Source organism: Lentisalinibacter sediminis, from assembly GCF_040706615.1.
Classification (GTDB): Bacteria; Pseudomonadota; Gammaproteobacteria; order Steroidobacterales; family Woeseiaceae; genus Lentisalinibacter; species Lentisalinibacter sediminis.
This window is the reverse complement of record NZ_JAPDRF010000004.1, coordinates 205379-230899: the sequence shown is the minus strand read 5'-3', so window position 1 is coordinate 230899 and position 25521 is coordinate 205379. Positions and strand designations below refer to the sequence as shown.

Below are 25521 nucleotides of genomic sequence, written 5' to 3'. Positions count from 1 at the left end.
CGCTAAGACGGTGTCATTATGGATTTCCTGATCGAGAGTGCCTGGGCGCAGGGTGCGCCGGCCCAGGAGAGCCCCCTTGGGTTCCTGTTGCCGATGATCATCCTGTTCGCGGCTTTCTATTTTCTGCTCATCCGGCCGCAGCAGAAGCGCCAGAAACAGCACCGGGAGATGGTCTCCCAGCTGTCCGCCGGCGACGAGGTGGTGACTGCCGGCGGCATCCTCGGCAAGATCACGTCGGTGAACGAGCAGTTCCTGACGATCCAGGTCGCAGACGGCGTCGAGCTGAAGATACAGAGACAGACTATCAGCGCCGTGCTCCCGAAGGGCACGGTGGAGAGCGCCGGCTGATCGTCGGACGATCGCCGGGTCCATTCTTCCAAACCCCTCTGGTCCGCCATGAATCGATATCCCGCGTGGATGTATGCCCTCGTCATCGGCATCGTCGCCGTCGGGGCGTTGCTCGCCCTGCCGAATGCATTCGGCACCGTGCCGGCCCTGCAGGTGGCGCGCACCGACGCGGCGCCCCTCGATGCCTCCATGGTGGACCGCTTCCGCGACATGCTGGTGGAGGAGGAACTCACGCCCGAGGCCGCCTACCTGGACGACGGCCGCGTGGTGATGCGTTTCGATCGCGTCGAGCGGCAGCTGCAGGCGAGCGACGCGCTGCGCGAGGCCGTCGGCGACGACTACGCCGTGGCGCTGACGCTGGCGTCCCGCTCGCCGCCCTGGGTGCGGGATCTGGGGCTCGAGCCCATGAGCCTCGGACTCGATCTGCGTGGCGGCGTCTACTTCCTCTACGAGGTGGACATGGAGGCCGCCATCCGCAAGCGGCTCGAGATGTACGTGGAGGACTTCGAGACCCGGCTGACGGAGGCCGGTATCTCCCGCCGGGTGCGGGTGGAAGAGGACAGGGTGCGCGTGCAGGTGCGCGACGCAGAGGATCTCGCCGAAGCGCGCCGCATCATCCGCAACGCGGATCAGGACCTGAACATTGCCGACGGCGGTGACGGCAAGTCCCTGCTGGTGACGATGACCGAGCAGCAGATCCGCGAGCGGCAGAACTTCGCCATCGAGCAGAACACCACCACGCTCAGGAACCGGGTGAACGCGCTCGGCGTGGCCGAGCCGCTGGTGCAGCGCCAGGGCGTCGACCGCATCGTCGTGCAGCTGCCGGGCATCCAGGACCCGGCGCGGGCCGACGCGATCCTCGGCGCCACGGCGACGCTGGAATTCCGGCTGGTGGACGAGGACTGCTCGGGACTGGGCTCGCAGCGCTATCCTTTCCGCGACGGTCCCGATACCTGCCTGAAGCGCGAGGTCATCGCCTCGGGCGACCAGATCGTCGACGCCAGTTCGGGTTTCTCCCAGGACGGCGGGCCCGCGGTGTTCATCCGCCTGGACGCCGCCGGCGGCGACCGCATGCTGAAGACCACCCGGGCCAACATCGACAAGCCGATGGCGGTGCTGTTCATCGAGACCACCCGGGACGTGGTCGAGCGCAACGGCGACATCGAGTACGTGACCCAGCGCTCCGAGGAGATCATCAACGTCGCCACCATCCGCGGCGTGTTCCGGAACGAGTTCCAGATCACCGGACTGAACCCCGCCGAGGCGCGGGACCTGGCGCTGCTCCTGCGCGCCGGTTCGCTGGCGGCGCCCATCTTCAAGGTGGAGGAGCGCACCATCGGCCCGAGCCTGGGCCAGGAGAACATCGACCGGGGCTTCATGGCAGTGACCATCGGCTTCCTCGCGGTGGTGCTGTTCATGGCCGTGTACTACCGGTCCTTCGGCCTCATCGCGGACCTGGCCCTGTTCACGAACCTGGTGCTGATCGTGGCGCTATTGTCGCTGTTTCAGGCCTCGCTCACCCTGCCGGGTATCGCGGGTATCGTGCTGACGGTGGGTATGGCCGTGGATGCGAACGTGCTCATATTCGAGCGAATACGCGAGGAGATCGCGAACGGTAATTCGCCCCAGGCGGCGATCCATGCCGGCTACGAGAAGGCATTCTCCTCCATCGCCGACGCCCAGATCACGACGCTGATCGCGGCCATCGTGCTGTTCACCTTCGGCACGGGCCCCATCAAGGGCTTCGCCATCACGCTCACCTTCGGGATCATCACCTCCATGTTCACCGCCATCATCGGGACCCGGGCGGTGGTCAATGCGGTCTACGGTTCCCGGCGGATCCAGACGGTGCCGGTATGAGCCTCAAGCTGCTGCCAGACAATACCCATATCGACTTCATGGGCCGGCGCTGGCCGGCCATCGTCCTGTCGCTGGTACTCATCGCCGTCTCCATCGGCTCGCTGGCCGTGCAGCGGCTCAACTTCGGCATCGACTTCACGGGCGGCATCCTGCTGGAGCTCGGTTACCCGGAGGCCGCCGATCTCGAGCGCATCCGCGGGGTGCTCACCGAGGCGGACTTCCCCGAGGCCGAGGTCACCAACTTCGGCACCGCGCGGGACGTGCTCGTGCGGCTGCCGCCCCGCGAAGGCGTGAGCGGTACCGAGGTGCGGGAGGATCTTCGCGACGTGCTGCAGGCCGACGAGCCGGACGTGGAACTGAGGCGCGTGGACTTCGTAGGCCCCCAGGTGGGCGAGGAGCTCACCGAGAAGGGCGGCCTGGCCATGATCTTCACGCTGATCATGATCTTCGCCTACGTGATGTTCCGCTTCCAGTGGCGCTTCGCCGCCGGCGCCGTCGCGGCGCTGGCCCACGACGTCATTATCACGCTCGGCTTCTTCTCGCTGTTCCAGCTGCCCTTCGACCTGTCGGTGCTGGCGGCCATCCTGGCGGTGATCGGCTACTCGCTGAACGACACGGTGGTGGTGTTCGACCGGATCCGGGAGAACTTCCTGAAGCTGCGCGGCCTCGAGCCGATCGATGTCATGAACACCTCGATCAATCAGATGCTCGGTCGCACCATCATCACCGGCATGACGACGCTGCTGGTGCTGGTGGCGCTGCTGGTGCTGGGCGGCGAGGCGATCGGGCCGTTCTCGGTGGCGCTGATCGTCGGCATCATCATCGGTACGTATTCCTCCATCTACACGGCGAGTGCCACGGCACTGGAGCTGGGCGTCAGCGCCCAGGACCTGATGCCGCCGGAGAAGGATCCCGAAGATGAGGTGGACGAACTGCCGTGACGCGCCTGCGTCCTGACGGGTCTGTCCCGCGTCCCGGCGGACCGCTCTAGGCGAGGATCCCGGTGAGGTGGGGAGCGGTCAGCCGGGCGAGCGCCGCGTAGATCTTCGGGCTGCCGGCGAGTACGTGGCCGGTCTCCATGAAACCCTCGCTGCCGTCCAGGCCACTGATGATGCCGCCCGCCTCGCGGATGAGCAGCGCACCGGCGGCGAGATCCCACGGCTTCAGCCCCGTCTCCCAGAACCCGTCCAGCCGACCGGCGGCCACGTAGGCCAGGTCCAGAGCGGCGGCCCCCGGCCGGCGTACGCCGGCGGCGTTGCGGATGACGTCCTTCAGGAGCGCCATATACGGGTCGAGGCCGGCGGTGCCCCGCCGGTACGGGAAGCCGGTGCCGATCAGGGCGTCGGCCAGGTCGCGGCGGTTCGTTACCCGGATGCGGCGCCCGTCCAGCTGCGCGCCCTCGCCGCGGGAGGCCGTGAACATCTCCTGGCGCAGCGGGTCGTAGATGACCCCGTGCTCCAGCCGGCCGCGGATCTGCAGGCCCACCGAGACACAGAACACCGGGAAGCCGTGCAGGAAGTTGGTGGTGCCGTCCAGCGGATCGATGATCCAGACGTGATCGGATTCGCCCTGGGCGCCGCCTTCCTCGGCCAGGATCGCATGGTCCGGGTAGTGGTTCAGGATGGTATCGACGATGACCGCCTCCGCCTGACGGTCGGCCTCGCTGACGAAGTCGTTGCGGCCCTTGGTCTCCACCTTGAGCCGGTCGAGCTGGTTCAGCTGGCGTAGCAGCATGTCGCCGCCCTTGCGTGCCGCCATGGCGGCGATGTTGGCGAGTGGTTGCATGCGCGGTTGTTGTCCGGTGGCGGGGTGTGTGGGTGCGGGCGGTAGAATACCAGACCGGATGGTGAGCGAGATGACCGAAGAGAGATGAACGAGGGCAGATGACGATCCGTATCGTACTGGTGGGCACGACCCACCCGGGCAACATCGGGGCTACGGCGCGGGCCATGAAGAACATGGGCCTCGGCGAACTCGTGCTGGTGGCGCCGCGCAGTTTTCCCCACGAGGAGGCCACGGCCCGCGCGTCGGGGGCGGAGGACGTGCTTGCCACGGCGCGCGTGGTCGACACGCTGGAGGCCGCCGTCGCCGACTGTGTGTGGGTGGCCGGCGCCAGCGCGCGCCAGCGCAGTATCGCCTGGCCGGAGCTGAGCGCCCGGGAGGCGGCGGAGAAGGCCATGGCCGAATCCACGTCCGGGCCGGTCGCGCTGGTGTTCGGGCCGGAGAAGTCGGGCCTCAGCAACGAGGACCTGGCCCGCTGCCAGGCGCTGCTCTACATACCCACGGCGCCGGACTTCAGCTCGCTGAACCTGGCGATGGCGGTGCAGGTGGTGACCTACGAGGTGCAGATGCAGCGTGCGGCCGGCCGCGAGCCGCCGCCCAGGGAGGTGCGGCCAGCGACCGCCGGGGAGATGGAGAACTTCTACCACCACCTGGAGGAGCTGCTGCTCGCCGCCCGCTTCCTGGACCCGGACAATCCCCGGCACCTGATGAAGCGGCTGCGCCGGCTGTTTGCGCGCGCCGAACCGGACATGAACGAAATCAATATCCTGCGGGGCATACTGGCCTCGCTGGCGCCCGCCGAGCGGAGACGCAACCATGAATGACGCCCGCACCATCTACCTGGACTATGCGGCCACCACGCCGGTGGACGAGGCCGTGGCTGCGGCCATGGCGGGTTGTCTCGGCCGGGGCGGTGTGTACGGCAATGCGGCCTCGCTGATGCACGAGCCCGGCCGACGGGCCGCTGCCGCCGTCGATGCCGCGCGCGCGGAACTTGCCGGCCTGCTCGGCGCCCGCCCCGGGGAACTGGTCTTCACCTCCGGCGCGACCGAGGCGGACAATCTCGCCGTCATCGGGGCGGCACGGTATTTCGCCGGCCGGGGGCGTCATCTGGTCACCACGCGCATCGAACACAAGGCGGTGCTGGACGCCGCCCGCCACCTCGAGCGGGACGGCTGGGAGGTGACCTGGCTCGAGCCTGACGCCGAGGGCCGCATCGACCCGGCGTCGGTCGCGGCGGCGCTCCGCGACGACACCGTGCTCGCCGCCGTGATGTGGGTGAACAACGAGACCGGCGTGGTGAACGATGTCGAGGCCATAGGCCGCCTGTGCCGCGAGCGGGGCGTGCTGTTCCACGTCGATGCCGCGCAGGCCGTGGGTAAACTCCCCATCGACCTCGCGCGCCTGCCCGTCGACTTGCTGGCTCTCACGGCGCACAAATTCTACGGTCCGAAGGGGGTGGGGGCGCTGTATATCGCGGATCGTCCCGGCGTACAGGTGCAGCCGCTCCTCTACGGCGGCGGCCAGGAACGGGGCCTGCGGCCGGGCACGCTGCCCGTGCACCAGATCGTGGGGCTCGGTGCCGCGGCGGCGCGTGCGGGCGAGGAGCTGTCCGCGGAACGGGCGCGGCTGGCGGCGCTCCGGGACCGCCTGAGTGCGGGCCTCACCGCCGTGGATGGCGTCTTCGTCAATGGCGGCGGTGCCGAGCGGATCCCGGGCATCGTGAACGTGAGCGTGGCGGGCGTGGACGGGGAGAGCCTGTTCGCATCGCTGGAACCGCTGGCGGTGGCGTCCGGCTCGGCGTGCAATACTACCTCGGGCGAGCCTTCCTACGTGTTGCGGGCCCTGGGCCGCGAGGACCGGCTTGCCGGCGCCTCGGTGCGCTTCAGCCTCGGGCGCTACACGACGGAGGACGAAGTAGACCGGGCGGTCGGTGTTTTCACCGGCGCGGTGGGGCGCCTGCGGCGCATCGCGGCACCACTGGGAGGCCGTGCGGCTTGAATTACGGCGCCGAAGTCCTCACCCTTTTCCGGGAGGCCGCCCACGCCGGGCAGGTGGAGGGCGGCGCCAGCGGCCGTGCCCGGGGGCGCACCAGCGGCGTGGAAGTCGTGTTCAGCGCCCGGGTCGCGGGCGGTAGAATAGGCCGCATGCGTTACGGTGCGCTGGGCTGCCCGTGGGTCATCGCGGCATGCGAATGGGCCTGCCGGCAGGCGGAAGGCAGGCCGGTCGCCGGCCTGGCGTCACTGGATGCGGCCGCGATGGCCGGGGCGCTGGCTGCGCCGGTGGAGAAAACGGGCAGTCTGCTGGTCGTAGAGGATGCACTGGCCGATCTGGGTCGTGCGCTGGCGGCGGGCGAAGACGCCGACGGCTGATGAAGCGATGGATGAACTGGCGAGCATAGTTAAGCGAGAACGGATATGGCCATCTCACTGACACAATCCGCAGCGGAGCGGGTAAGAAACCACATCGGCACCCGCGGCAAGGGGCTGGGTCTGCGACTGGGCGTGAAGAAGACGGGCTGCTCCGGATTCGCCTACGTCATCGACTACGCCGACGAGGTCGCGGACGGCGACTACGTGTTCGAGGATCACGGCGTCAAGATCGTCGTGGACGGCGACAGCCTCTCCTACATCGACGGCACGGAAGTGGACTTCGTCAAGCAGGGCCTGAACGAGGCGTTCAAGTTCCGCAATCCGAACGTGAAGGGCGAGTGCGGCTGCGGCGAGAGCTTCAACGTCTGAAAGCGTTGCCGGGCACGGCTAAGCCGAGTAAAATTAATAGCTTATGCTCCCGACCCGCACGCGGGACGGGAGTTTTTCGTACCCGATAACTACCCTCTGACAAAACAACGAAGGAAAGACCATGGCTCGTGAGCGCACGCTCTCCATCATCAAGCCCGATGGCGTGGAGAAGAACATCATCGGAGAAATCTACCGCCGGTTCGAGAACGCGGGCTTGCGCATCGTCGCCGCGCGCATGATGCACCTGACGACCGACCAGGCCGAGGGCTTCTACGCCGTCCACAAGGAGCGTCCCTTCTTTCCGGATCTGGTCTCCTACATGACCTCCGGGCCGGTGATGGTGCAGGCGCTGGAAGGCGACAACGCCATCGCGCTCAACCGCGAGCTCATGGGCGCCACCAATCCGGCGGACGCCGACGAGGGCACCATCCGCGCCGACTTCGCGAAGAGCATCGAGGAGAACGTGGTGCACGGCTCCGACGCGGCGGAGACGGCGGCCCAGGAGATCGCCTTCTTCTTCCCGGACGGCGTCTGCGAGCGCACCCGCGGCTGAACGCCGCCCGAGGACCGGATACAGAAGGATCATGAGCACCCCCGCGGAAAGACAGGAACTGCTCGGGCTGTCCCGGGACGAGCTGGAGGGATTCTTCGCCGGTCTCGGCGAGAAGCCGTTCCGCGCCCGCCAGCTGCTGCAGTGGCTGCACCGCCGGGGCATCACCGACTTCGGCGAGATGACCGATTTGGCGAAGTCGCTGCGCTCGGCGCTGGGCCTCACCGCCTCGGTCTCGCTGCCGCGCGTCATCTCCCGGCACCAGTCCGCGGACGGTACCGTGAAATGGCTGACGGCGGCCGGCGGCGGGCAGGCGGTGGAGACCGTGTTCATCCCGGAGCCGGACCGGGGCACGCTGTGCATCTCCTCCCAGGTGGGCTGCGCGCTCGACTGCGCCTTCTGCGCCACCGCGAAGCAGGGTTTCAACCGTAATCTCTCCGCGGCGGAGATCATCGGCCAGGTCTGGCTGGCCCAGCGCGAACTCGAGCCGCGGCCGAACGGCGACCCGGCCGTGACCAACGTCGTCTTCATGGGGATGGGCGAGCCGCTGGCCAATTACCGCAACGTGGTGACGGCGCTGCGGCTGCTGATCGACGACTATGCCTACGGCCTGTCCCGCCGCCGTGTGACCGTGAGCACCTCCGGCCTGGTGCCTCAGATGCGCCGGCTCGGGGAAGAGTGCAACGTCTCGCTCGCCGTGTCGCTGCATGCGCCGGACGACGAGCTCAGAAACCGCCTCGTCCCCATCAACAAGATGCATCCCATCGCCGAGCTGCTCGACGCCTGCTGGGATTACGCCGCTGCCCGCAGTAACCGGCACATCACCTTCGAGTACGTGATGCTGGACGGCGTGAACGATTCGCCGGCTCACGCGGACCGACTGGCGAAACTCCTGCGCGGGCGGCCGGCGAAGGTGAACCTGATCCCCTTCAATCCCTTCCCGGGCATCGAGTTCCGCCGCTCGCCGGCCGGGGTCATCGACGACTTCCGCGACCGTCTGCGCGGACGCGGCATCGTGGCCACGGTACGCCGCACCCGCGGTGACGACATCGACGCCGCCTGCGGCCAGCTGGCCGGCCAGGTAACCGACCGGGTGCGTATCCGGCTGAGCGAGAAGCCCGTGCGTCGGGCGCTTTCCGGAGGGTGAAGCGGATGAGGTCAGTGGCGTTGCGGAAGATGGTGGTCATTGCGGTGGCGCTCGTGCTGGCCGGCTGCGTCACGACCGAAAACGGCAAGCCTCGCTCCGAGGGTTCGCCCGAGGAGGCGGCACGCATCAACTACGAGCTGGGCGCCGAGTACATCCGCCAGGGCAACCTGGAACTCGCGCGCGAGCGGCTCGAGCGGGCCGTCTCCCAGAATCCGGACCTCGCGGTCGCACGCGCCACGCTGGCGCTCGTCTACGACCGCCAGGGCGATACCGAACTGGCCGACGACCAGTACCGCAGGGCGGTGCGGCTCGCGCCCGATGACGCCGGCGTGCAGAACACCTATGCCGTCTTCCTGTGCAAGCGCCAGCGTTACGACGAGGCCATGGACTATTTTGCCCGCGCCGCGTCGAATTCCCGCTACGGTACGCCCGCGGCGGCGCTCACAAACGCAGGCGTCTGCCTGCTGCAGAAGCCGGACTACGTGCAGGCGGAGCAGTATTTCCGCCGGGCGCTGCAGCGCAACCCCGCCTACAGCGAGGCCCTGCTGCAGATGGCGGCGCTGAGCGTCGACCGGGGCAATTTCCTGCGCGCCCGGGCGTTCGTGCAGCGCTATCTGGCCCAGCATCCGGCCGCGCCGGAGATCCTGTGGATCGGCGTGCAGGCCGAGCGCGCGCTCGGCGACGGCGAGGCGGCCGCCCGCCATGCCTCGGTGCTGCGGGAGAAATTCCCTTCCTCGGCCGAGACGCTCCGGCTGAACGAGGAGTCCGATGACTCGTGAGGAGATGAGCCAGGACGAGAGGGGCGAGGAGGAGTCGCGCGAGGAAGAGGAGGTCGACGGCCGCGAGGCGACGCCCGCCAGCCGCGGACCGAAGGCCGGCGCGCGCCTGAAGGCGGCGCGGCAGGGCCGTAACATCTCCCTCGACGAGATCGCCAGGGAACTGCACCTGGACGTAGACAAGCTGCGCGCCCTCGAGGCCAACCGCTTCGAGGTCTTCAGTGCGCCGGTCTTCAGCAAGGGCTACCTGCGACGCTACGCCGGCCTGGTCGGCGTCTCCGAGGACGAGGTGCTGGCCGGCTTCGACGAGCTGAGCGACGTTGCCGGGCCGCCGCCGGTGGTCATCAAGCCGTCGCAGGTGGCGCGTCCTCGCTACGCGCCGTCCCTGCAGGCGGTACTGCTCGTGTTACTGGCCGTGCTCCTCGGCCTGCTCGGCTGGTGGGCCTTCAGCGGGGCCGTGCTGAAGCCGGTGCCGGAAGTGGCCGGCGACGGCGCAGGCGAGCCCCTGCTGCCCGCCCGCGACGAAGACGCGCCGGCCGGCGGCACCACGGTGGTCGGAGCCGTCCCGCCGTCGCCCGCCGAAGCGACAACAGGGACGGTCGACGAGGCGGCCGATGATGGCGCCGCCGATCCGGCGCCCGCGACGGTCGAATCGACGCCGTCGGCCGGCGCTGCCGTCGGCGCGGATGCCGAGCCGCCACCCGCAGACACGGCGGAACTGGCCCTGACGCTGAGCTTCACCGACGAATGCTGGCTGCAGGTAACCGACGGCGACGGCGAGCGGCTCTACGCCGGTATCGCCCGGGGCGGCCAGGTGCGCCGTTTCAGCGCGGTTCCGCCGGTATCCCTCGTGCTCGGCAACGCGGACGCGGTGAGCATCGAGGTGGACGGCGAACCCTATCCCATCGGGCCGGCGGACCGGCGGGGCCGCACGGCGCGGATCACGGTACCGGGTTCGTGAGCGGCCCGGCCGTCGGCAGAAACCCATGAGCGCGAAGGTACGCCCGATCCGGGGCATGAACGACGTGCTGCCGCCGGACACCGGCCGCTGGCAGTATCTGGAAGACACGGTGCGCGACGTGCTGGAGTCCTACGGCTACCGGCAGATGCGCCTGCCGCTGCTCGAGTACACCGAGCTGTTCCGCCGCTCCATCGGCGAGGTCACGGACATCGTCGAGAAGGAGATGTACACCTTCGAGGATCGCAACGGTGACAGCCTCACCCTGCGTCCGGAGGCCACCGCGGGCGTCGTGCGCGCGGCCATCAGCAACGGCCTGCTGCACAACCAGCGCCACCGTCTGTGGACCGCGGGGCCCATGTTTCGCTATGAGCGTCCGCAGAAAGGGCGCTACCGGCAGTTCCACCAGATCGACGTCGAAGCGCTCGGTTATCCCGGGCCGGACATCGACGCGGAGATGATCCTGATGTCGGCGCGGCTGTGGCGGCGGCTCGGCATCCGCCGGATCCGGCTGGAGATCAACTCGCTCGGCACGCCGTCGTCGCGGCAGCATTATCGGGAGGTACTGGTGGAGTACTTCCGGTCACACCGGGACCGGCTCGACGAGGACAGCCTCCGCCGCCTGGACACCAACCCGATGCGGATCCTGGACAGCAAGAACGCGGACATGCAGGACATCGTCGCCGGCGCGCCGGACATTACCGAGTATCTGGACGACGAGTCCGCGGCGCATTTCGCGGAGCTGCAGCATATCCTCTCGGCCGCCGGCGTCGACTACACGGTGAACCCCCGGCTCGTGCGCGGCCTCGATTACTACACGCGCACCGTGTTCGAGTGGGTGACCGACGCCCTCGGGGCCCAGGGTGCCGTGTGCTCCGGAGGCCGTTATGACGGCCTGGTGGAGCATCTCGGCGGCGCTCCCACGCCGGCCATCGGCTGGGCGCTCGGGATGGAGCGACTGGTGGCGTTGTTCGAGGAGGAGGGCGGCGCGGAACCCGACGGCACGCCGGCCGTCTACGTGGTAGCCGTGGGCGAGACGGCAGCGGCCACGGCATTCGCGCTGGCCGAACGGCTGCGTGACGGTCTGCCGGGACGGGTGGTCGAGGTCAATGCGGGCGGCGGCAGCTTCAAGTCGCAGCTGAAGCGTGCCGACCGCAGCGGAGCGCGCTACGCCGTCGTCCTCGGCGAGAGCGAGATCGCCGCGCGCGAGGCGGGTCTGAAGCCGTTGCGGACGGACGAAGCCCAGCAGAGCGTCGCTTTCGACGAGCTGGCGGCGGTGCTCGCCGAGCGGCTGGACGGCGACGGGACGCGGCAAGGGCAGAAGGTTTAGAATGTCGGCCCCCCGCGGCCGGCGCTCAACGAGAAAGGGTCAGAGACATTGAACGATCTATCCGAGAAGGAAACCGTCGAAGCCATCCGTAACTGGTGGCAGGAGAACGGCAAATTCATCGTCGCCGGCATCGTGCTCGGTGTGGGCGGCCTGGTCGGCTGGAATCAGTGGCAGGCTCACGAGGCCGGGGAGGCGGAGTCTGCCTCCGCGGTCTTCGAGAAGCTCGTCACCGCGGTGGAGAACGGCAGCGAGTACGACGCGAAGGCCCATGCCGCCACCCTCGCCGAGCAGTACGCGGCCACACCCTATGCGCTGCAGGCGCACCTCGCCATGGCCAAGTTCTACATGGACCAGGGGGAGACCGAGCAGGCCGCGGCCGAGCTGCGGACCCTCGTGCAGGACGGCCAGCCACCCATCAGCCTGATCGCGCGCCACCGACTGGCGCGGGTGCTGCTGTACCAGGACAAGCCGGAGGAGGCACTGGCGGTACTGGATGTCCCGGATGCGGGCGCGTTCCGGCCCCGCTTCCTCGAACTCCGGGGTGATGCGCAGTTCGCCCTCGGGCAGATCGGAGAGGCCCGTGAGTCCTGGACGGCAGCGATCGCCGAGCCGGGTGACCCGCCGCTGATCGACGTGCGGCTCGTGCAGATGAAGCTGGACGAGCTGGGTGCACCCGCGATGGCCGGGACCGGGGCGCCGGAGGGAGGCGCACCGTGAGGGCTGCGCCCGCGCCGCATTCGACCGGACGCCTGGCGACACGGGCAGCGACATTAGGCGTCGCGCTGCTGCTCGGCGGCTGCGGTATCTTCGGCGGCCGCGACGAGGCCGTCGAGCCGCCGGCGGAACTGGTGGATTTCCGGCCCACGCTGGACGTGCGCCGGGTGCTCTCCGTCGGCCTCGGCGACGGCGCCGAGGATCTGCGCCTGGCGCTCGCGCCGGCCGGCGACGGCACGCGCATCTTCGCGGCCAGCCGCGACGGGCGGGTGCACGCCTTCGACGGCGAGAGTTCGGATCGGCTGTGGGAGACCCGGCTCGAGGTTCAGCTCTCGGCCGGCCCCGGCGTCGGCGACGGAAGGGTGGTGGTCGCCGGCAGCGACGGCGACGTCATCGCCCTGGCGGCCGGCGACGGCCGGGAACTCTGGCGCGTACGCATCGCCGGCGAAGTGCTCGCCCGGCCCGCCGTGGGCGGCAACCGGGTGGTCCTGCGTACCGCCGACGGACGGCTGCTCGCGCTGGCCGGCGACGACGGCGGGCAGCTCTGGCAACTCGAGCAGAGCGTGCCGCCGCTGACCCTGCGCGGCACCGCCGCGCCGGTGCTGGTGGCCGATGCCGTCGTCTGCGGTTTCGACAACGGCCGTCTGCTGGCGGCCTCCCTGCTGGACGGCGAGGTGCTGTGGGAGCAGACCATCACGCCGCCCCAGGGCAGCACCGATCTGGACCGGCTGGTGGACATCGACGGTGCGGTCGCAGCCATCGGTCAGGACATCTACGTGGCCGGCTATCAGGGCCGTGTGGCGGCGCTGGCGCTGGAGTCGGGCTCGGCCCTGTGGTCACGGGAGCTGTCGAGCTACTCCGGCCTCGGCGTGGATTTCACCAACGTCTATCTGGTGAGCGACGAGAGTGAGGTGGTGGCACTGTCGCGCTCCAACGGCACGGAGTACTGGCGTCAGGACGCGCTGCTGCGCCGTGGCCTGTCCACGCCCGCGCCCATGCCCCGCTCGGTGGTGGTGGGTGATTTCGAGGGCTATCTTCACTGGCTGGACGCGCGCTCCGGCGAGATGCAGGCCCGCGAGCGGGTGGACAACGCCCGCATCAGCGGCGATCTCTACGTCCAGGACGGGCGCATCTATGCCCAGACCGAGAGCGGCCGCCTGGTCGGCTTCGCGCTGCCGGCCGGCGACGGGGAGTAAGGGCCGCCGCCGGCCCGGGTAACGCCAGGGACGCCGGTACGACATCATGCTGCCCGTCATCGCACTCGTCGGACGCCCCAATGTCGGCAAATCCACGCTGTTCAACCGGCTGACCCGGTCCCGCGACGCACTGGTGGCCGACTTCCCGGGCCTCACACGGGACCGCCAGTACGGCTTCGGCAAACTCGGCCCGTTCCCCTACATCGTCATCGATACCGGCGGCCTGGCCGGCGCCCGCGAGGGCATCGACGAGCTCATGGAGCAGCAGACCCTGAAAGCGCTGGAGGAGGCGGACCGGGTCGTCTTCCTGGTGGATGCCCGCGAGGGCCTCACCGCCGCCGATGAGCACGTGGCGGACCTGGTGCGCCGCCGGGACGTGCCGGTGACCATCGCCGTGAACAAGGGCGAGGGGCTGGCCAGCGACATGGCGGCGAGCGAATTCCACGCGCTCGGGCTGGGTGACCCGGTGGTGATCTCCGCGGCCCACGGCGACCGGGTATCGGCCATGATGGATGCCATCCTGGCAGGCTTCGAGCCGGAGCCCGAGCCGGCGCCGACCGACAGCGTCGCCGTCGCGGTGATCGGTCGGCCAAACGTGGGCAAGTCCACGCTCATCAACCGGCTGCTGGGCGAGGAGCGCCTGGTCACCTTCGACCAGCCGGGCACCACCCGGGACAGCGTGCGCGTGCCGTTCAGCCGCGACGGCAGGGACTACATGCTCATCGACACGGCGGGTGTGCGGCGCCGGGCCCGCGTGCACGAGTCCATCGAGAAATTCAGCATCGTCAAGGCCCTGCAGGCGATGGAAGAGGCGGCCGTGGTCATCGCCGTGGTGGACGCCCGGGAGGGCGTCACCGAGCAGGACGTCTCCCTGATGGGGCTGGCGGTGGAGCGTGGTCGCGCCATTATCGTCGCCATCAACAAGTGGGACGGGCTCGCCGGCGACCGGCGTCGCCAGATCCGCGATGAACTCGACCGGCGGCTGCCGTTCATGGATTTTGCGCCGCGCTATTTCATCTCGGCGCTGCACGGCACCGGCGTTGGCGACCTCATGGCGAGCGTCGACGCGGTCTATGCCGCGGCCTGGCGTGACCTGCCGACGCCGGATCTCACCCGGGCGCTGCAGTCGGCGGTAGAGGCCCATCCGCCGCCGCTGGTCAGGGGCCGACGCATCCGGCTGCGCTTCGCCCACCAGGGCGGGCGCAACCCGCCGGTAATCGTCATCCACGGCAATCAGACCGACCGGCTGCCGGGCAGCTACAAGCGTTACCTGATCAACCATTTCCGCCAGACCTTCGGCCTGGACGGGACCCCCATACGACTCAGTCTCCGCACCGGCGACAACCCGTACAAGGGCCGCCGCAACAAACTCACGCCGCGACAGCAGCGGCGACGCAAGCGCCTGATCAAGCACGTCAAGCGCTGACCTGACCGCAGGGATCACACCAACCAGAAGAAGGACTCCACCATGAAGATACTGCAAGACATCCTCGAGGCCCGTAACGGCGGCGCCGTGAAGCAGCTGGCCGCGCAGTTCGGCCTGGGCGACGCCGAAGCCGGCGCCGCGGTGGCGAAACTGCTGCCCGCACTAACCGAAGGCCTGAAAAAGAACGCGGCGGCGCCGGGCGGCGCGGAAGCCCTGCTGGCGGCCCTGCAGAACGGCTCCCACCGCCGCTATATCGAGGACCCCGGCCGGCTCGCCAGCGAAGACACCGTTCGCGACGGCGAAGGCATCCTCGGCCATCTGCTCGGCAGCAAGGACGTCAGCCGCCGGGTGGCGGCGGACGCCGCGCAGGAGACCGGCATCGACGTCGGCAAGCTGAAACAGATGCTGCCGCTGGTTGCCGCGATGGCCATGGGCTCGCTGAGCAAGGAAAGCGCCGAAGGCAGCGCCGTGCAGGAAGAGCAGGGCGGCGGAATCGGCGGACTCCTGTCCGGCATGCTGGACGGCGACCGCGACGGATCGGTAACCGACGACCTCTTCGGCATGGCGAAGAAATTCCTGCGCTGACGACACGGCGGCGGTCGACGGTAGCAAGCGCTGCCGTCACCCCGCACAATGTAGGCCTGATGGACGCACCGAAACAGGAACCGAGGCCGAGCGCCAGGAAGATCCACCGCATCGAGGGCGAGTTCCCCATGCGCCGCGGCGGCGTGCTGGTGGATCCGCAGATCGCCTACGAGACGTGGGGCAGGCTGAACGCCGCCCGCGACAATGCGGTCCTGATCTTCACTGGCCTGTCGCCCTCCGCCCACGCCACTTCGTCCCGGGAGGACCCGGCGCCGGGCTGGTGGGAGGAGATGGTCGGGCCGGACCGGCCGGTGGACACCGAGCGCTATTTCGTCGTCTGCGTGAACTCGCTGGGCAGCTGCTACGGTTCCACCGGCGCGGCCTCCGTCGACCCCACCACCGGCGAGCCCTACCGGCTGAACTTCCCCGTGCTGAGTCTCGAGGACGTCGCCCGCGGCGGCCATGCCGTGGTCGAGTATCTCGGCATCGAGCGGCTGCACACGGTGATCGGCTGCAGCATGGGCGGCATGACGGCGCTCGCCTACTGTCTGCAGTACCCGGGCAGGGCGCGCCACATGGTCTCCATCTCGTCCTGCGACCGGGCGCTACCCTTCTCCATCGCCCTGCGCTCGCTGCAGCGGGAGATGATCCGCAAGGACCCGGCCTGGAACGAGGGAAACTACGAACTCGGCAGCGGACCGATCACCGGCATGCAGCTCGCCCGCAAGCTCGGCATGATCACCTACCGCTCGGCGAAGGAGTGGGAGCAGCGCTTCGGCCGCGAGCGGGTGTCGGAGGAGCATCTCTCGGGCGATCCCTTCTGCATCGACTTCTCTGTGGAGTCGTACCTGGAGAACCACGCCCGCAAGTTCACCGGCCAGTTCGACGCCAACTGCTATCTGTACCTCTCCCGGGCCAGTGACCTGTTCGACCTGGGCGACCATGGCGGCTCCCGCCAGGTGGCGTTCTCGCGCATCGACATCGAACGCGCGGTGGTCATCGGCGTGGAGACGGACTTCCTGTTCCCGATCCGCCAGCAGGAGGAGCTGGCCGACGGCCTGCGCAAACCCGGCCGCGACGTGGAGTTCGTGCGGCTGCACTCCCTGCAGGGCCACGACTCGTTCCTGGTGGATATGGATTCCTTCCGGCCGGTGATCTGCCGCTTCTTCGAGACCTGCAGCTAACCCCGGTAGGAGGGCCTTCAGGCCCGATCCGGCTTTCTTTTGGCGTTGGCCCACCCGCTGACAGGCCCGTAGCCGAGAAGCTTGGCACCGGTCAGAGAGCGTCGCTGACTGGCGGATCCTCCCGGCGACCATGACGGCCAGAATAGAACGGAGGTCTGGCAGGGCCGGATCGGGCCTGAAGGCCCTCCTACCTCAGGAAGACGGCCGGGTCTACCGCGGTGGCGTTCAGGTACACGCCCCAGTGCAGGTGGGGGCCGGTGACGCGGCCGGTCGCGCCGACGGTGCCCAGCCGTGCGCCTGCCTCCAGGTCTTCCCCTTCCGCGACGTCGATGCGCTCGAGGTGGCAGTAGAGGGTGACGAGTCCCTGGCCGTGATCGACGATGACCGTGTTGCCGTTGAAGAAATAGTCGCCCGTCGCCACCACACGGCCGGGCAGCGGATTCTCGATCGGCGTGCCCTTCGGCGCCGCGATGTCCATGCCCTTGTGGGGCGAGCGGGGCTGGTCGTTGAAGAAGCGGCGCAGGCCGAAGCTGGAACTCCGCCGGCCCGGCACCGGGGCCTCGAAGCCGAGTTCCGGCACTCGTGTCTCGCTGAAGCGGCCGAGGGCCGCGTCGATGATCCCTCGCTCGCGGCCGATGCGCTCGAGGTCCGCCGGATCGGGCGTCACGTGGCGGCGGTTCGGCACCGTCAGGTGCTGGGTGGCGTAGTCCGCCTCGCCGATCTCGAAGGGCACCTCGGTGCGTTCGCCGTCCGCCGTCTCGACCGACAGGGTCGCCGTGCCCGGCTCCCGGTCCAGCGGGATGCCGGCCACCGCCACCCAACGCCCGTCCTGCCGGCGCAGCATGACCCGGCGCTCGCCGAGGAAAGCCCGGGCGGGAGGCGAGGCCGTGTCCGGCAGGGTCACGGCCGCGATACCGCCCGGCCGGGGCGCGTGGGGCAGGGCCGTGCCGTCGGCCTGCGCGGCCTGGGGCACGGCGGCAGCCAGGCCGGTCACGAATGCGGTCACGAGCGGGGTCACGATTGCGGTCACGATAACGACGGCCCGCGGGCCCGTGATCGCGTGTTGAATCCTCTGCAGTCTCATTCCTCGTCCTCCGGCGTCTCGGCGGACTGCACGGTGGCGGTGAGCGCGCCGCGGGCGAGGCGGGCACGGATCCGCGTGCCGGGTTCGATTCCGGCCGCGTCCCGCAGGACCGTACCGTCCGGTTCGGCGGTTACTATCGCGTAGCCGCGTTCCAGGGTGGCGAGCGGACTGACGGTGTTCAACGCCCGGGCGTCGCCGGCAAGACGGGTTCGCAGGGTCTGCAGGCGCTCGGGCATGGTCCGGCGCAGCGCTCGGTCGGCCAGGGTCCAGCGGCCGTGCAGTTCCTTGAGCCGGCCCGCCGGTGAGGCGGCGAGCAGGCGCGCCTCCAGGCGCTCGAGATGGTGCCCCGCCGCGGTCAGCAGCGCGCTGCGGGCGGAGGTCATGCGACGCGACAGCGAGTCCAGGCGTTCCTGCTGGTGGCGAAGCCGGCGGGCCGGGCTCGCCAGCGTCAGGCGCCGCGCCAGCCGGTCCAGGGTCTGGCCGCGATCTTCCAGCCTGCGGTCGAGGCCCGTGGCGAGCCGCCGGGCGGCCTGATCCAGCCGCGCCGACCAATCACGCCAGTCCGGCACCACCAGTTCCGCCGCGCCCGAAGGCGTGGGCGCCCGCAGGTCGGCGGCGAAGTCCGCGATGGTGAAGTCGATCTCGTGACCGATGCCGGCGACCACCGGCACGGGACTGGCCCGTACCGCGCGTGCCACCGCTTCCTCATTGAACGACCACAAATCCTCCAGGGAGCCGCCGCCCCTGGCCAGTATGAGCACGTCACACTCGGCGCGCCGGCCGGCGGTCTCGATGGCGGCTACGATCTCCGCCGGCGCGGCGTCGCCCTGGACGGCGGTGGGGTAGACGATGACCGGCACCGCCGGGAAACGCCGCGCGAGCACGTGCAGGATGTCGCGGACGGCCGCGCCGGTGGGCGAGGTGACGATGCCGATCCGCCGCGGCAGGCGCGGTATGGGCCGCTTCAGCGCCTCGTCGAACAGCCCCTCCGCGGCGAGCTTCTTCTTCAGGGCGTCGAAGCGCCGTCGAAGCTCTCCCTCGCCGGCTTCTTCCATCTGCTCGACGATCATCTGATAGTCGCCACGGGGCTCGTACAGGCTCACCCGGCCGCGCACCAGCACCTGTTGTCCGTTCTCCGGGCGGAAGGCCAGGCCGCGCTGGCGCTGGCGGAAGAAGGCGCAGCGGATCTGCGACCCGTCGTCCTTCAGGCTGAAGTAGACGTGCCCCGACGCAGGGCGGGCGAGATTCGAGATCTCGCCCTCCACCCACAGGCGGGGCAGTTCGGTCTCCAGCAGCACTCGCACATCCCGATTGAGTTCGGAGACGGTGAGCGGGCGTTCCCGGCCGCCGCCGGGCAGTGGGCCATCCACGGGTTCCATGGCGCGACAGTATAGGCCACGGATTCAGCCTTGGGCGCGCCGGGTATCCGGTTTACCGGCCGAGCGGCGAGGCATACAATAGACCGTTTAACCCCACCCCCAGGCAGAACCCATGCGCATAGCGAAGGAAGCGCTCACATTCGACGACGTCCTCCTGCAGCCGGCCTATTCCGAGGTGCTGCCGAGGCAGGTCAGCCTGGCGACCCGGCTGACCCGCGAGATAGGGATGAACATCCCGCTCACCTCCGCCGCCATGGATACGGTCACCGAGGGCAGGCTGGCGATCACCATCGCCCAGGAAGGCGGCATCGGCATCATCCACAAGAACATGACGCCCGAGGAGCAGGCCCGCCAGGTGGTGCTGGTCAAGAAGTACGAGAGCGGCGTCATCTCCGATCCCATTACGGTGTCTCCGGATCTCACCATCCGGGAGGTCATGGAGCTCACCCGGTCGAAGAACATCTCCGGCGTGCCGGTGGTGGACGGTGACGAGACCGTCGGCATCGTCACCAACCGGGACCTGCGCTTCGAGACGAAACTGGACGCCGCCGTCTCCTCGGTGATGACGCCGAAGGAGAAGCTGGTCACTGTTCGCGAGGGCGCCGGCAAGGAGGAGGTTCTGTCCCTGCTGCACAAGCACCGCATCGAGAAGGTGCTGGTGGTGGACGACGACTTCCGCCTGCGCGGCATGATCACCGCCAAAGACTTCCAGAAGGCCACCGACTTCCCGCTGGCCTGCAAGGACGAGCGCGGTGCGCTGCGGGTGGGCGCCGCCGTGGGCACGGGCGCCGACACGGACGAGCGGGTCGAGCTGCTGGTGAAGAGCGGTGTCGACGTCATCGTCGTCGACACCTCCCATGGCTTCTCCCGCGGTGTGCTCGACCGGGTCTCCTGGATAAAGCAGCATTACCCGGACACCCAGGTGATCGGCGGTAACGTGGTCACCGCGGACGCGGCGCTCGCGCTGGTCGAGGCCGGTGCCGATGCGGTGAAGGTGGGTATCGGCCCCGGGTCCATCTGTACCACCCGGGTAGTCGCCGGTGTCGGCGTGCCGCAGATTTCCGCCGTGGCGGAAGTGGCCGATGCGCTGGCGCCGAGCGGTATTCCGCTGATCGCCGACGGGGGCATCCGCTTTTCGGGCGACATCGCCAAGGCGCTGGTCGCCGGCGGTTATTGCGTGATGATCGGCGGCCTGTTCGCCGGCACCGAGGAGTCGCCGGGCGAGGTGGAGCTCTACCAGGGCCGTTCCTACAAATCCTACCGCGGCATGGGCTCCATCGGCGCCATGGCCAAAGGCTCCAAGGATCGCTACTTCCAGGACGCCACCGAGGAACTGGAGAAGCTGGTGCCGGAAGGCATCGAAGGCCGGGTGCCGTACAAGGGCAGCATGGTCGCCATCGTCCACCAGCTGATGGGCGGCGTGCGTGCGGCCATGGGCTACACCGGCTGCAGCTCCATCGACGAGATGCGCACCAAGCCGCAGTTCGTACGCATCACCGGCGCGGGCATGCGCGAGAGCCACGTCCACGACGTCGCGATCACGAAGGAAGCCCCGAACTACCGGACCAAGTGAGCCGCCGATGTCACGGGACATCCATGCGCACCGCATCCTGATCGTCGACTTCGGCTCCCAGTACACTCAGCTGATCGCCCGCCGCGTGCGCGAGGCAGGCGTCTATTGCGAGATCCATCCCTGGGACATGGACGAGGCGGCGATCCGCGGTTTCGGCGCCAGTGGCGTCATCCTCTCCGGCGGTCCGGAATCCGTGAACCTGGACGACCCGCCGCGGGCGCACGAGGCGCTGTTCCAGCTGGGTGTACCCGTGCTCGGCATCTGCTACGGCATGCAGGCCATGGCGGCCCAACTGGGCGGCCGGGTGGAGGCTTCGGCGCACCGGGAGTTCGGCTACGCCGAGATCCGGCCCGCTGAATCAGGGCTGCTGGCGGGACTCGCCGACGAGCACACCGCCGACGGCACGGCGCTGCTGAAGGTCTGGATGAGCCACGGCGACCGGGTCGAGGCCCTGCCGCCGGGATTCGCGGCGGCGGCGGCCAGCGACAACTCGCCCCTGGCCGCCATGGAGGATCCGGAGCGCCACTTCTACGGCCTGCAGTTCCACCCCGAGGTGACCCACACCCTGCAGGGCGAGCAGATCGTCTTCCGCTTCGTGCGGGATATCTGCGGCTGCCCCGGCGACTGGACGCCGGGCAATATCGTGGCCGACGCCATCGCCGCGGTGCGCGAGCAGGTGGGCGACGGCCGCGTGTTGCTGGGGCTCTCCGGCGGTGTGGATTCTTCCGTCGTCGCCGCCCTGCTGCACGAGGCCATCGGCGACCAGCTCGTCTGTGTGTTCGTCGACCACGGCCTGCTGCGCCTGAACGAGGGCGACCAGGTCATGGACACCTTCGGCCGCCACCTGGGCGTGAACGTCATCCGCGTGAATGCCGCCGAGCGCTTCTTCGCGGCGCTGGAAGGCGTCGCGGATCCGGAGGAGAAGCGCAAGATCATCGGCCGGGAGTTCATCGAGGTCTTCGACGAACAGGCGCGGGAACTGACAGGCATCGACTGGCTGGCCCAGGGCACCATCTACCCGGACGTGATCGAATCCGCCGGCGCTAAGACCGGCAAGGCGCACGTCATCAAGTCTCACCACAACGTGGGCGGCCTGCCCGAGAAGATGAACCTGAAGCTGGTTGAGCCGCTGCGCGAGCTGTTCAAGGACGAGGTGCGGCGCATCGGCGTGGAACTCGGCCTGCCGCGGGAAATGGTCTATCGCCACCCGTTCCCCGGGCCAGGCCTCGGCGTGCGCATCCTGGGCGAGGTCAAGCGGGAATACGCTGCGCTACTGCAGCGCGCCGACGAGATCTTCATCTCCGAGCTGCGCGCCCACGATCTCTACGACCGGACCAGCCAGGCGTTCGCCGTGTTCCTGCCGGTGCGCTCCGTCGGCGTCATGGGTGACGGGCGGCGCTACGACTGGGTGATCGCGCTGCGTGCGGTCGAGACCATCGATTTCATGACCGCCCGCTGGGCACACCTGCCGTATGAGTTCCTGGAACGGGTGTCGCTCAGGATCATCAACGAGGTGGACGGTATTTCCCGGGTGACCTACGACATCTCCGGCAAGCCGCCGGCTACCATCGAATGGGAGTAGGGCGAGGCGGTATCGCCGCTAGTCTTTTTCGCGTGGCTCGAGGATCTCCGGCGTGAGGTCGCCGATGGTCGTGCAGGCGGTGAGCGCCATCGACACCTTCATCTCGGCCTGGAAGGTCTTCAGCAGCGCGCGCAGCCCGGCCTCGCCCCGGCCGGCCACCGCCCAGATCCAGGGTCGCCCGATCAGCGCCGCCTTCGCCCCGCTGGCCAGCGCGCGCACCACGTCCTGGCCGTTGCGCACGCCGCTGTCCACCAGCACCTCGGTCCTGTCACCGGCCGCCTCGACCACCCGCGGCAGCATATTGATGGTGGAGGAGACGCCGTCGAGCTGACGGCCGCCGTGATTTGAGACGATCACGGCATCGGCGCCGGCCTCCGCCGCCGCCACCGCGTCCTCCGGACTCAGCACGCCCTTGATCACGATGCGCCCGTCCCAGATGGAGCGCAGCCACTCGATATCCTGCCAGGTGACGGCCGGATCGAACTGGGAGTCCACCCACTCGCGGAAGTCGTCCGGCGTCGAGGCCTTCGGTACGTACTCGGTGAGGTTGCCGAAGACGTGCGGTTTGCCGTTCACGCCCACGTCCCAGGCCCAGCGGGGGTGCAGCAGGATCTCGCCGAGCTTGCCGCGCAGCTTGCCCCACAGCCCGGTGCCGCCGCTGAGGCCGTTGCGCACGTCACGGTAGCGGGCGCCGACGACGGCGAGATCCACGGTGAATACCAGCGTCCGGCAACCCGCGTTACCTGCCCGCTGCACCAGCTCCTTCACGTGGCCCCGGTCGCGCATCATGTAGAGCTGGAACCAGAACGGGCGCCGCGCCGCCTCGGCCACTTCTTCGACGGAGCAGATGCCCACGGTGGAGTGGCAGAAGGGGACGCCGAGGGCGTCGGCCGCCCGCACGGCCTGTACCTCGCCGCGCCGAGCCATCATGCCGGCCAGGCCCACCGGCGCGAGCGCCAGCGGCATCGTCCACTGCTCGCCCAGCAGCTCGATGCCGGTTTCGATGCGGGAGACATCGCGCAGCACTCGCTGCTTCACGCCCAGCGCCCGGAAGTCGGCGACATTCTTTGCGAGTGTCACCTCGTCGTAGGCGCCGCCGTCGATGTAGTCGAACAGGAAGCGCGGCAGGCGCTGTTCGGCGAGGCGGCGATAGTCCTCGGTGGAGGCGGGCGCGAGTCGCAGGGTGCCCATGCTGATCTCCTGTGGCGGATGAAAGGCGGGACGCAGAGGGCAAACTTAGCCAAAAGCGATACCATCAACAAGACAATGGAGGAGACGACCGACAGCATCGAGACCACGGACGAGGCCATGATGCGCCTCGCCATCGCCGAGGCGCGGGAGGCCGAGCGTCTCGGCGAGGTGCCGGTGGGTGCCGTCATCGTGAAGGACGGCGAGATCTGCGGCCGCGGGCGCAACACGCCCATCGGCTCCTGCGATCCCACGGGACACGCGGAGATCGGCGCGTTGCGGGAGGCCGCGCGCCGGCTGGGCAACTATCGGCTGACCGGCACCACCCTCTACGTCACGCTGGAGCCGTGCATCATGTGCGCAGGCGCCATGCGTCATGCCCGGGTGGAGCGCCTGGTGTTCGGTGCCGCCGACCCGAAGAGCGGCGTGGCCGGCACGGTGGTGGATCTGTGCCGCGGGCCCGGCGCCAACCACGACCTGAAAGTCACGGGCGGTGTGCTGGCCGAGGAGTGCGGTGAGCTGCTGCGGGCGTTTTTCCGCTCCCGGCGGGCAGCGGCGGGCGGCTAATCGACCGCGGCCGCCTGCGACTCGTCCTCGCCGCCGGTCTCGGCGGGCGCTTCTTCGCCGTCTTCCTGCGCGAGCACGGTCCCGTCCCTGCGTTCCTGCTCACGCTGCTCCCGCTCCGTGAGCCAGCGCAGGATGTCGAGGTAGGTGCGCACGTTCTCCACGTAAAGCACCGGTTCCCAGCCGCGAGCGTAGCCGTACATCAGCCGTGAATACCACTTGCGCCGGGCCAACAAGGGCAGCGTCTCGCTCACGTCGATCCAGGCGTCCGGGTTGCCGCCCTGGATCTCGACGATGCGCCTGGCGTCCATGAGATGGCCGTAGCCCACATTGTAGGCGGCCAGCGACATCCAGGTGCGGTCCGGCTCCCTGATGGAATCCGGCAGTCGCTGCTTCAGCCGGCGGAGGAAACGGGCGCCGCCGGAGATGCTCGACTCCGGATCCACCCGGTCCTCGATGCCGAGATAGTCCGCCGTCGCTTCGGTCAGCATCATGATGCCGCGCACCCCGGTGGGCGACACGGCGCCGGGCCGCCAGTGGGATTCCTGGTAGCCCATCGCTGCCAGCAGGCGCCAGTCGATGGCGTTCTCGTCGGCCGCCTCCTCGAACATCTCCCGGTAGCGGGGCAGGCGCCGCTCGTAGTGGCGCATGAAGGCGCGGGTGCCCACGTAGTCGAACTTGTCGGTGTGGCCATAGTAGCGCTCGAGGATACGGGCGAGTCGGCCGCCCTGCTCCGTGCGCCGCAGGTAGCGGTTGGCGGCCTCCACCAGGCTGTCGTCGGCGTCTGCGGGGAAGGCCCAGGCGATGGGGTCGGCCATCTCCAGGTCCAGCGCCACGCGCAGTTCGGGGTGGTAGTTGCGGATGATGTTGAAATCCGTGGAGTCGGCCACCGTGTAGTCGATCTCGTCGGCGGCGACACTCATGAGCAGGTCGGCCACCTCGGCGCTGCGCTCCTCGGTCCAGTCCAGCGCCGGCACCTCCTGCTGCAGGGACTCCAGCGTCTCCACGTGGCTGCTGCCCGCCATCACTGCGATACGGCCGTCGGTGAGCTCTTCCACGCTGCGGGGTTTGCCGGTGCCGAGCCGGTAGATCAGGTGCTGCGTCACCTCGTGATAGGGGATGCTGAACTGCACGCGCTCCTTGCGGGATTCGGTCGCAGAGAGCCCCGCCGCCGCCATATGCGCTTCGCCGGCCACGATGGTGGGTATGATCTGATCGAAGCTCTCCACCGCGGTGACCTTCAGCTCCACGCCGAGGCTGTCGGCGAAGCCTTTCACCAGGTCGTACTCCGGCCCTACGGGTCCGTTCACGCCGATGTAATACGCGGTGGGGCTGTTGCGGGTGACCACCCGCAGCTCGCCGAGGGTCTTCACCTGCTCGAGCTGGGGCGGGAGTTCCTGGCAGGTGCCGAGGAGTGCCGCGATCGCCAGATAGATGCCGATTCTGAAGACCATCAATCTCCTTCGCTGCCCGACGCCATCTTCTGCTTGCTCTTGGCGGCGGTGGACGCATCGCCGTGTCCCCGGCCGTATCTTCATTATAGGCGCCACACGA

The 25521-nt window shown here is 69.0% G+C and carries 25 protein-coding genes; 20 read left to right on the top strand and 5 right to left on the bottom strand.

Annotated features, from left to right (window positions below; genetic code table 11):
* Positions 1–18: 18 nt before the first annotated feature.
* Genes yajC through secF form a run of 3 tightly spaced genes read left to right on the top strand, consistent with a single transcriptional unit; the run spans position 19 to position 3149 of the window.
* Entirely contained in the window at positions 19–348 is a 330-nt protein-coding gene (gene yajC / locus ACJMKX_RS09665) for a preprotein translocase subunit YajC (RefSeq protein ID WP_405224203.1), read from the top strand.
* A 48-nt stretch (positions 349–396) separates the two neighbouring features.
* Positions 397–2208: a protein translocase subunit SecD gene (gene secD / locus ACJMKX_RS09660; protein WP_405224200.1), complete on the top strand. Its 1812-nt coding sequence runs from the start codon at positions 397–399 to the stop codon at positions 2206–2208.
* On the top strand, positions 2205–3149 hold the full coding sequence (gene secF / locus ACJMKX_RS09655; RefSeq protein ID WP_405224197.1) for a protein translocase subunit SecF: 945 nt from the start codon (positions 2205–2207) through the stop codon (positions 3147–3149). Before secD ends, secF begins: the two co-directional genes overlap by 4 nt.
* A 46-nt stretch (positions 3150–3195) precedes the next feature.
* Here the strand turns inward: secF and ACJMKX_RS09650 are convergent, their stop codons facing one another.
* Complete coding sequence (locus tag ACJMKX_RS09650; protein WP_405224194.1) at positions 3196–3993, bottom strand: inositol monophosphatase family protein; 798 nt, start codon at positions 3991–3993, stop codon at positions 3196–3198.
* A gap of 98 nt (positions 3994–4091) precedes the next feature.
* Between ACJMKX_RS09650 and ACJMKX_RS09645 the strand changes: the two genes are divergently transcribed.
* The 14 genes from ACJMKX_RS09645 (at position 4092) to metX (ending at position 16597) form a co-directional block, all read left to right on the top strand.
* Positions 4092–4814: an RNA methyltransferase gene (locus tag ACJMKX_RS09645; RefSeq protein WP_405224191.1), complete on the top strand. Its 723-nt coding sequence runs from the start codon at positions 4092–4094 to the stop codon at positions 4812–4814.
* Entirely contained in the window at positions 4807–5991 is a 1185-nt protein-coding gene (locus ACJMKX_RS09640; RefSeq protein ID WP_405224188.1) for a cysteine desulfurase family protein, read from the top strand. Before ACJMKX_RS09645 ends, ACJMKX_RS09640 begins: the two co-directional genes overlap by 8 nt.
* Positions 5988–6362 carry an iron-sulfur cluster assembly scaffold protein gene (locus ACJMKX_RS09635; RefSeq protein ID WP_405224185.1) on the top strand — a complete coding sequence of 125 codons (375 nt, stop codon included), beginning with the start codon at positions 5988–5990 and terminating at the stop codon, positions 6360–6362. Before ACJMKX_RS09640 ends, ACJMKX_RS09635 begins: the two co-directional genes overlap by 4 nt.
* 45 nt (positions 6363–6407) lie before the next feature.
* Positions 6408–6731 (top strand): iron-sulfur cluster assembly protein IscA, encoded by a 324-nt coding sequence (gene iscA / locus ACJMKX_RS09630; RefSeq protein ID WP_405224182.1) that lies wholly within the window; start codon positions 6408–6410, stop codon positions 6729–6731.
* A gap of 121 nt (positions 6732–6852) precedes the next feature.
* A complete protein-coding gene (gene ndk / locus ACJMKX_RS09625; protein WP_405224179.1) occupies positions 6853–7284 on the top strand; it encodes a nucleoside-diphosphate kinase in 432 nt (143 codons plus the stop codon).
* A 31-nt stretch (positions 7285–7315) separates the two neighbouring features.
* Positions 7316–8428, top strand: a complete 1113-nt coding sequence (rlmN, locus tag ACJMKX_RS09620) for a 23S rRNA (adenine(2503)-C(2))-methyltransferase RlmN (protein ID WP_405224176.1) — start codon at positions 7316–7318, stop codon at positions 8426–8428.
* 14 nt (positions 8429–8442) lie between these two features.
* A complete protein-coding gene (gene pilW / locus ACJMKX_RS09615; RefSeq protein ID WP_405224173.1) occupies positions 8443–9207 on the top strand; it encodes a type IV pilus biogenesis/stability protein PilW in 765 nt (254 codons plus the stop codon).
* Positions 9197–10165, top strand: a complete 969-nt coding sequence (locus tag ACJMKX_RS09610; RefSeq protein ID WP_405224170.1) for a helix-turn-helix domain-containing protein — start codon at positions 9197–9199, stop codon at positions 10163–10165. Before pilW ends, ACJMKX_RS09610 begins: the two co-directional genes overlap by 11 nt.
* Positions 10166–10190: 25 nt before the next feature.
* Positions 10191–11492: a histidine--tRNA ligase gene (gene hisS, locus ACJMKX_RS09605; protein WP_405224167.1), complete on the top strand. Its 1302-nt coding sequence runs from the start codon at positions 10191–10193 to the stop codon at positions 11490–11492.
* Positions 11493–11540: 48 nt separating this feature from the next.
* Entirely contained in the window at positions 11541–12209 is a 669-nt protein-coding gene (locus ACJMKX_RS09600; protein WP_405224164.1) for a YfgM family protein, read from the top strand.
* Entirely contained in the window at positions 12206–13402 is a 1197-nt protein-coding gene (gene bamB / locus ACJMKX_RS09595; protein WP_405224161.1) for an outer membrane protein assembly factor BamB, read from the top strand. The genes ACJMKX_RS09600 and bamB overlap by 4 nt, the downstream gene beginning before the upstream one ends.
* A gap of 46 nt (positions 13403–13448) precedes the next feature.
* On the top strand, positions 13449–14828 hold the full coding sequence (gene der / locus ACJMKX_RS09590) for a ribosome biogenesis GTPase Der (protein ID WP_405224158.1): 1380 nt from the start codon (positions 13449–13451) through the stop codon (positions 14826–14828).
* A gap of 42 nt (positions 14829–14870) precedes the next feature.
* Entirely contained in the window at positions 14871–15413 is a 543-nt protein-coding gene (locus tag ACJMKX_RS09585; protein ID WP_405224155.1) for a DUF937 domain-containing protein, read from the top strand.
* A gap of 59 nt (positions 15414–15472) precedes the next feature.
* Positions 15473–16597, top strand: coding sequence for a homoserine O-acetyltransferase MetX (gene metX, locus ACJMKX_RS09580; RefSeq protein WP_405224152.1), 1125 nt, complete (start codon positions 15473–15475; stop codon positions 16595–16597).
* A 187-nt stretch (positions 16598–16784) separates the two neighbouring features.
* Here metX and ACJMKX_RS09575 read toward each other — a convergent pair whose 3' ends face one another.
* Positions 16785–17681: a peptidoglycan DD-metalloendopeptidase family protein gene (locus ACJMKX_RS09575; protein ID WP_405224149.1), complete on the bottom strand. Its 897-nt coding sequence runs from the start codon at positions 17679–17681 to the stop codon at positions 16785–16787.
* Positions 17678–19039, bottom strand: coding sequence for an exodeoxyribonuclease VII large subunit (gene xseA / locus ACJMKX_RS09570; RefSeq protein ID WP_405224573.1), 1362 nt, complete (start codon positions 19037–19039; stop codon positions 17678–17680). The genes ACJMKX_RS09575 and xseA overlap by 4 nt, the downstream gene beginning before the upstream one ends.
* A 133-nt stretch (positions 19040–19172) precedes the next feature.
* Between xseA and guaB the strand changes: the two genes are divergently transcribed.
* Together guaB and guaA are read left to right on the top strand one after the other, a co-directional pair.
* Positions 19173–20633 carry an IMP dehydrogenase gene (gene guaB / locus ACJMKX_RS09565; protein WP_405224146.1) on the top strand — a complete coding sequence of 487 codons (1461 nt, stop codon included), beginning with the start codon at positions 19173–19175 and terminating at the stop codon, positions 20631–20633.
* 7 nt (positions 20634–20640) lie between these two features.
* Positions 20641–22215 (top strand): glutamine-hydrolyzing GMP synthase, encoded by a 1575-nt coding sequence (gene guaA / locus ACJMKX_RS09560; RefSeq protein WP_405224143.1) that lies wholly within the window; start codon positions 20641–20643, stop codon positions 22213–22215.
* An 18-nt stretch (positions 22216–22233) separates the two neighbouring features.
* Here guaA and ACJMKX_RS09555 read toward each other — a convergent pair whose 3' ends face one another.
* Positions 22234–23406: an L-lactate dehydrogenase gene (locus ACJMKX_RS09555; RefSeq protein WP_405224140.1), complete on the bottom strand. Its 1173-nt coding sequence runs from the start codon at positions 23404–23406 to the stop codon at positions 22234–22236.
* A 75-nt stretch (positions 23407–23481) separates the two neighbouring features.
* Between ACJMKX_RS09555 and tadA the strand changes: the two genes are divergently transcribed.
* Entirely contained in the window at positions 23482–23970 is a 489-nt protein-coding gene (tadA, locus tag ACJMKX_RS09550) for a tRNA adenosine(34) deaminase TadA (RefSeq protein ID WP_405224137.1), read from the top strand.
* On the opposite strand, the gene mltF is transcribed toward tadA, so the two are convergent.
* On the bottom strand, positions 23967–25421 hold the full coding sequence (gene mltF, locus ACJMKX_RS09545) for a membrane-bound lytic murein transglycosylase MltF (RefSeq protein WP_405224134.1): 1455 nt from the start codon (positions 25419–25421) through the stop codon (positions 23967–23969). The two genes, tadA and mltF, sit on opposite strands and share 4 nt — an antisense overlap.
* Between the last annotated feature and the right edge of the window lie 100 nt (positions 25422–25521).

Excerpts from the sequence above, each read along its gene's own strand:
- yajC (WP_405224203.1), top strand. The coding sequence starts at position 19 with ATGGATTTCCTGATCGAGAGTGCCTGGGCGCAGGGTGCGCCGGCCCAG.
- secD (WP_405224200.1), top strand. The coding sequence starts at position 397 with ATGAATCGATATCCCGCGTGGATGTATGCCCTCGTCATCGGCATCGTC.
- secF (WP_405224197.1), top strand. The coding sequence starts at position 2,205 with ATGAGCCTCAAGCTGCTGCCAGACAATACCCATATCGACTTCATGGGC.
- ACJMKX_RS09650 (WP_405224194.1), bottom strand. The coding sequence starts at position 3,993 with ATGCAACCACTCGCCAACATCGCCGCCATGGCGGCACGCAAGGGCGGC.
- ACJMKX_RS09645 (WP_405224191.1), top strand. The coding sequence starts at position 4,092 with ATGACGATCCGTATCGTACTGGTGGGCACGACCCACCCGGGCAACATC.
- ACJMKX_RS09640 (WP_405224188.1), top strand. The coding sequence starts at position 4,807 with ATGAATGACGCCCGCACCATCTACCTGGACTATGCGGCCACCACGCCG.
- iscA (WP_405224182.1), top strand. The coding sequence starts at position 6,408 with ATGGCCATCTCACTGACACAATCCGCAGCGGAGCGGGTAAGAAACCAC.
- ndk (WP_405224179.1), top strand. The coding sequence starts at position 6,853 with ATGGCTCGTGAGCGCACGCTCTCCATCATCAAGCCCGATGGCGTGGAG.
- rlmN (WP_405224176.1), top strand. The coding sequence starts at position 7,316 with ATGAGCACCCCCGCGGAAAGACAGGAACTGCTCGGGCTGTCCCGGGAC.
- ACJMKX_RS09610 (WP_405224170.1), top strand. The coding sequence starts at position 9,197 with ATGACTCGTGAGGAGATGAGCCAGGACGAGAGGGGCGAGGAGGAGTCG.
- hisS (WP_405224167.1), top strand. The coding sequence starts at position 10,191 with ATGAGCGCGAAGGTACGCCCGATCCGGGGCATGAACGACGTGCTGCCG.
- der (WP_405224158.1), top strand. The coding sequence starts at position 13,449 with ATGCTGCCCGTCATCGCACTCGTCGGACGCCCCAATGTCGGCAAATCC.
- ACJMKX_RS09585 (WP_405224155.1), top strand. The coding sequence starts at position 14,871 with ATGAAGATACTGCAAGACATCCTCGAGGCCCGTAACGGCGGCGCCGTG.
- metX (WP_405224152.1), top strand. The coding sequence starts at position 15,473 with ATGGACGCACCGAAACAGGAACCGAGGCCGAGCGCCAGGAAGATCCAC.
- ACJMKX_RS09575 (WP_405224149.1), bottom strand. The coding sequence starts at position 17,681 with ATGAGACTGCAGAGGATTCAACACGCGATCACGGGCCCGCGGGCCGTC.
- guaB (WP_405224146.1), top strand. The coding sequence starts at position 19,173 with ATGCGCATAGCGAAGGAAGCGCTCACATTCGACGACGTCCTCCTGCAG.
- guaA (WP_405224143.1), top strand. The coding sequence starts at position 20,641 with ATGTCACGGGACATCCATGCGCACCGCATCCTGATCGTCGACTTCGGC.
- ACJMKX_RS09555 (WP_405224140.1), bottom strand. The coding sequence starts at position 23,406 with ATGGGCACCCTGCGACTCGCGCCCGCCTCCACCGAGGACTATCGCCGC.
- tadA (WP_405224137.1), top strand. The coding sequence starts at position 23,482 with ATGGAGGAGACGACCGACAGCATCGAGACCACGGACGAGGCCATGATG.
- mltF (WP_405224134.1), bottom strand. The coding sequence starts at position 25,421 with ATGGTCTTCAGAATCGGCATCTATCTGGCGATCGCGGCACTCCTCGGC.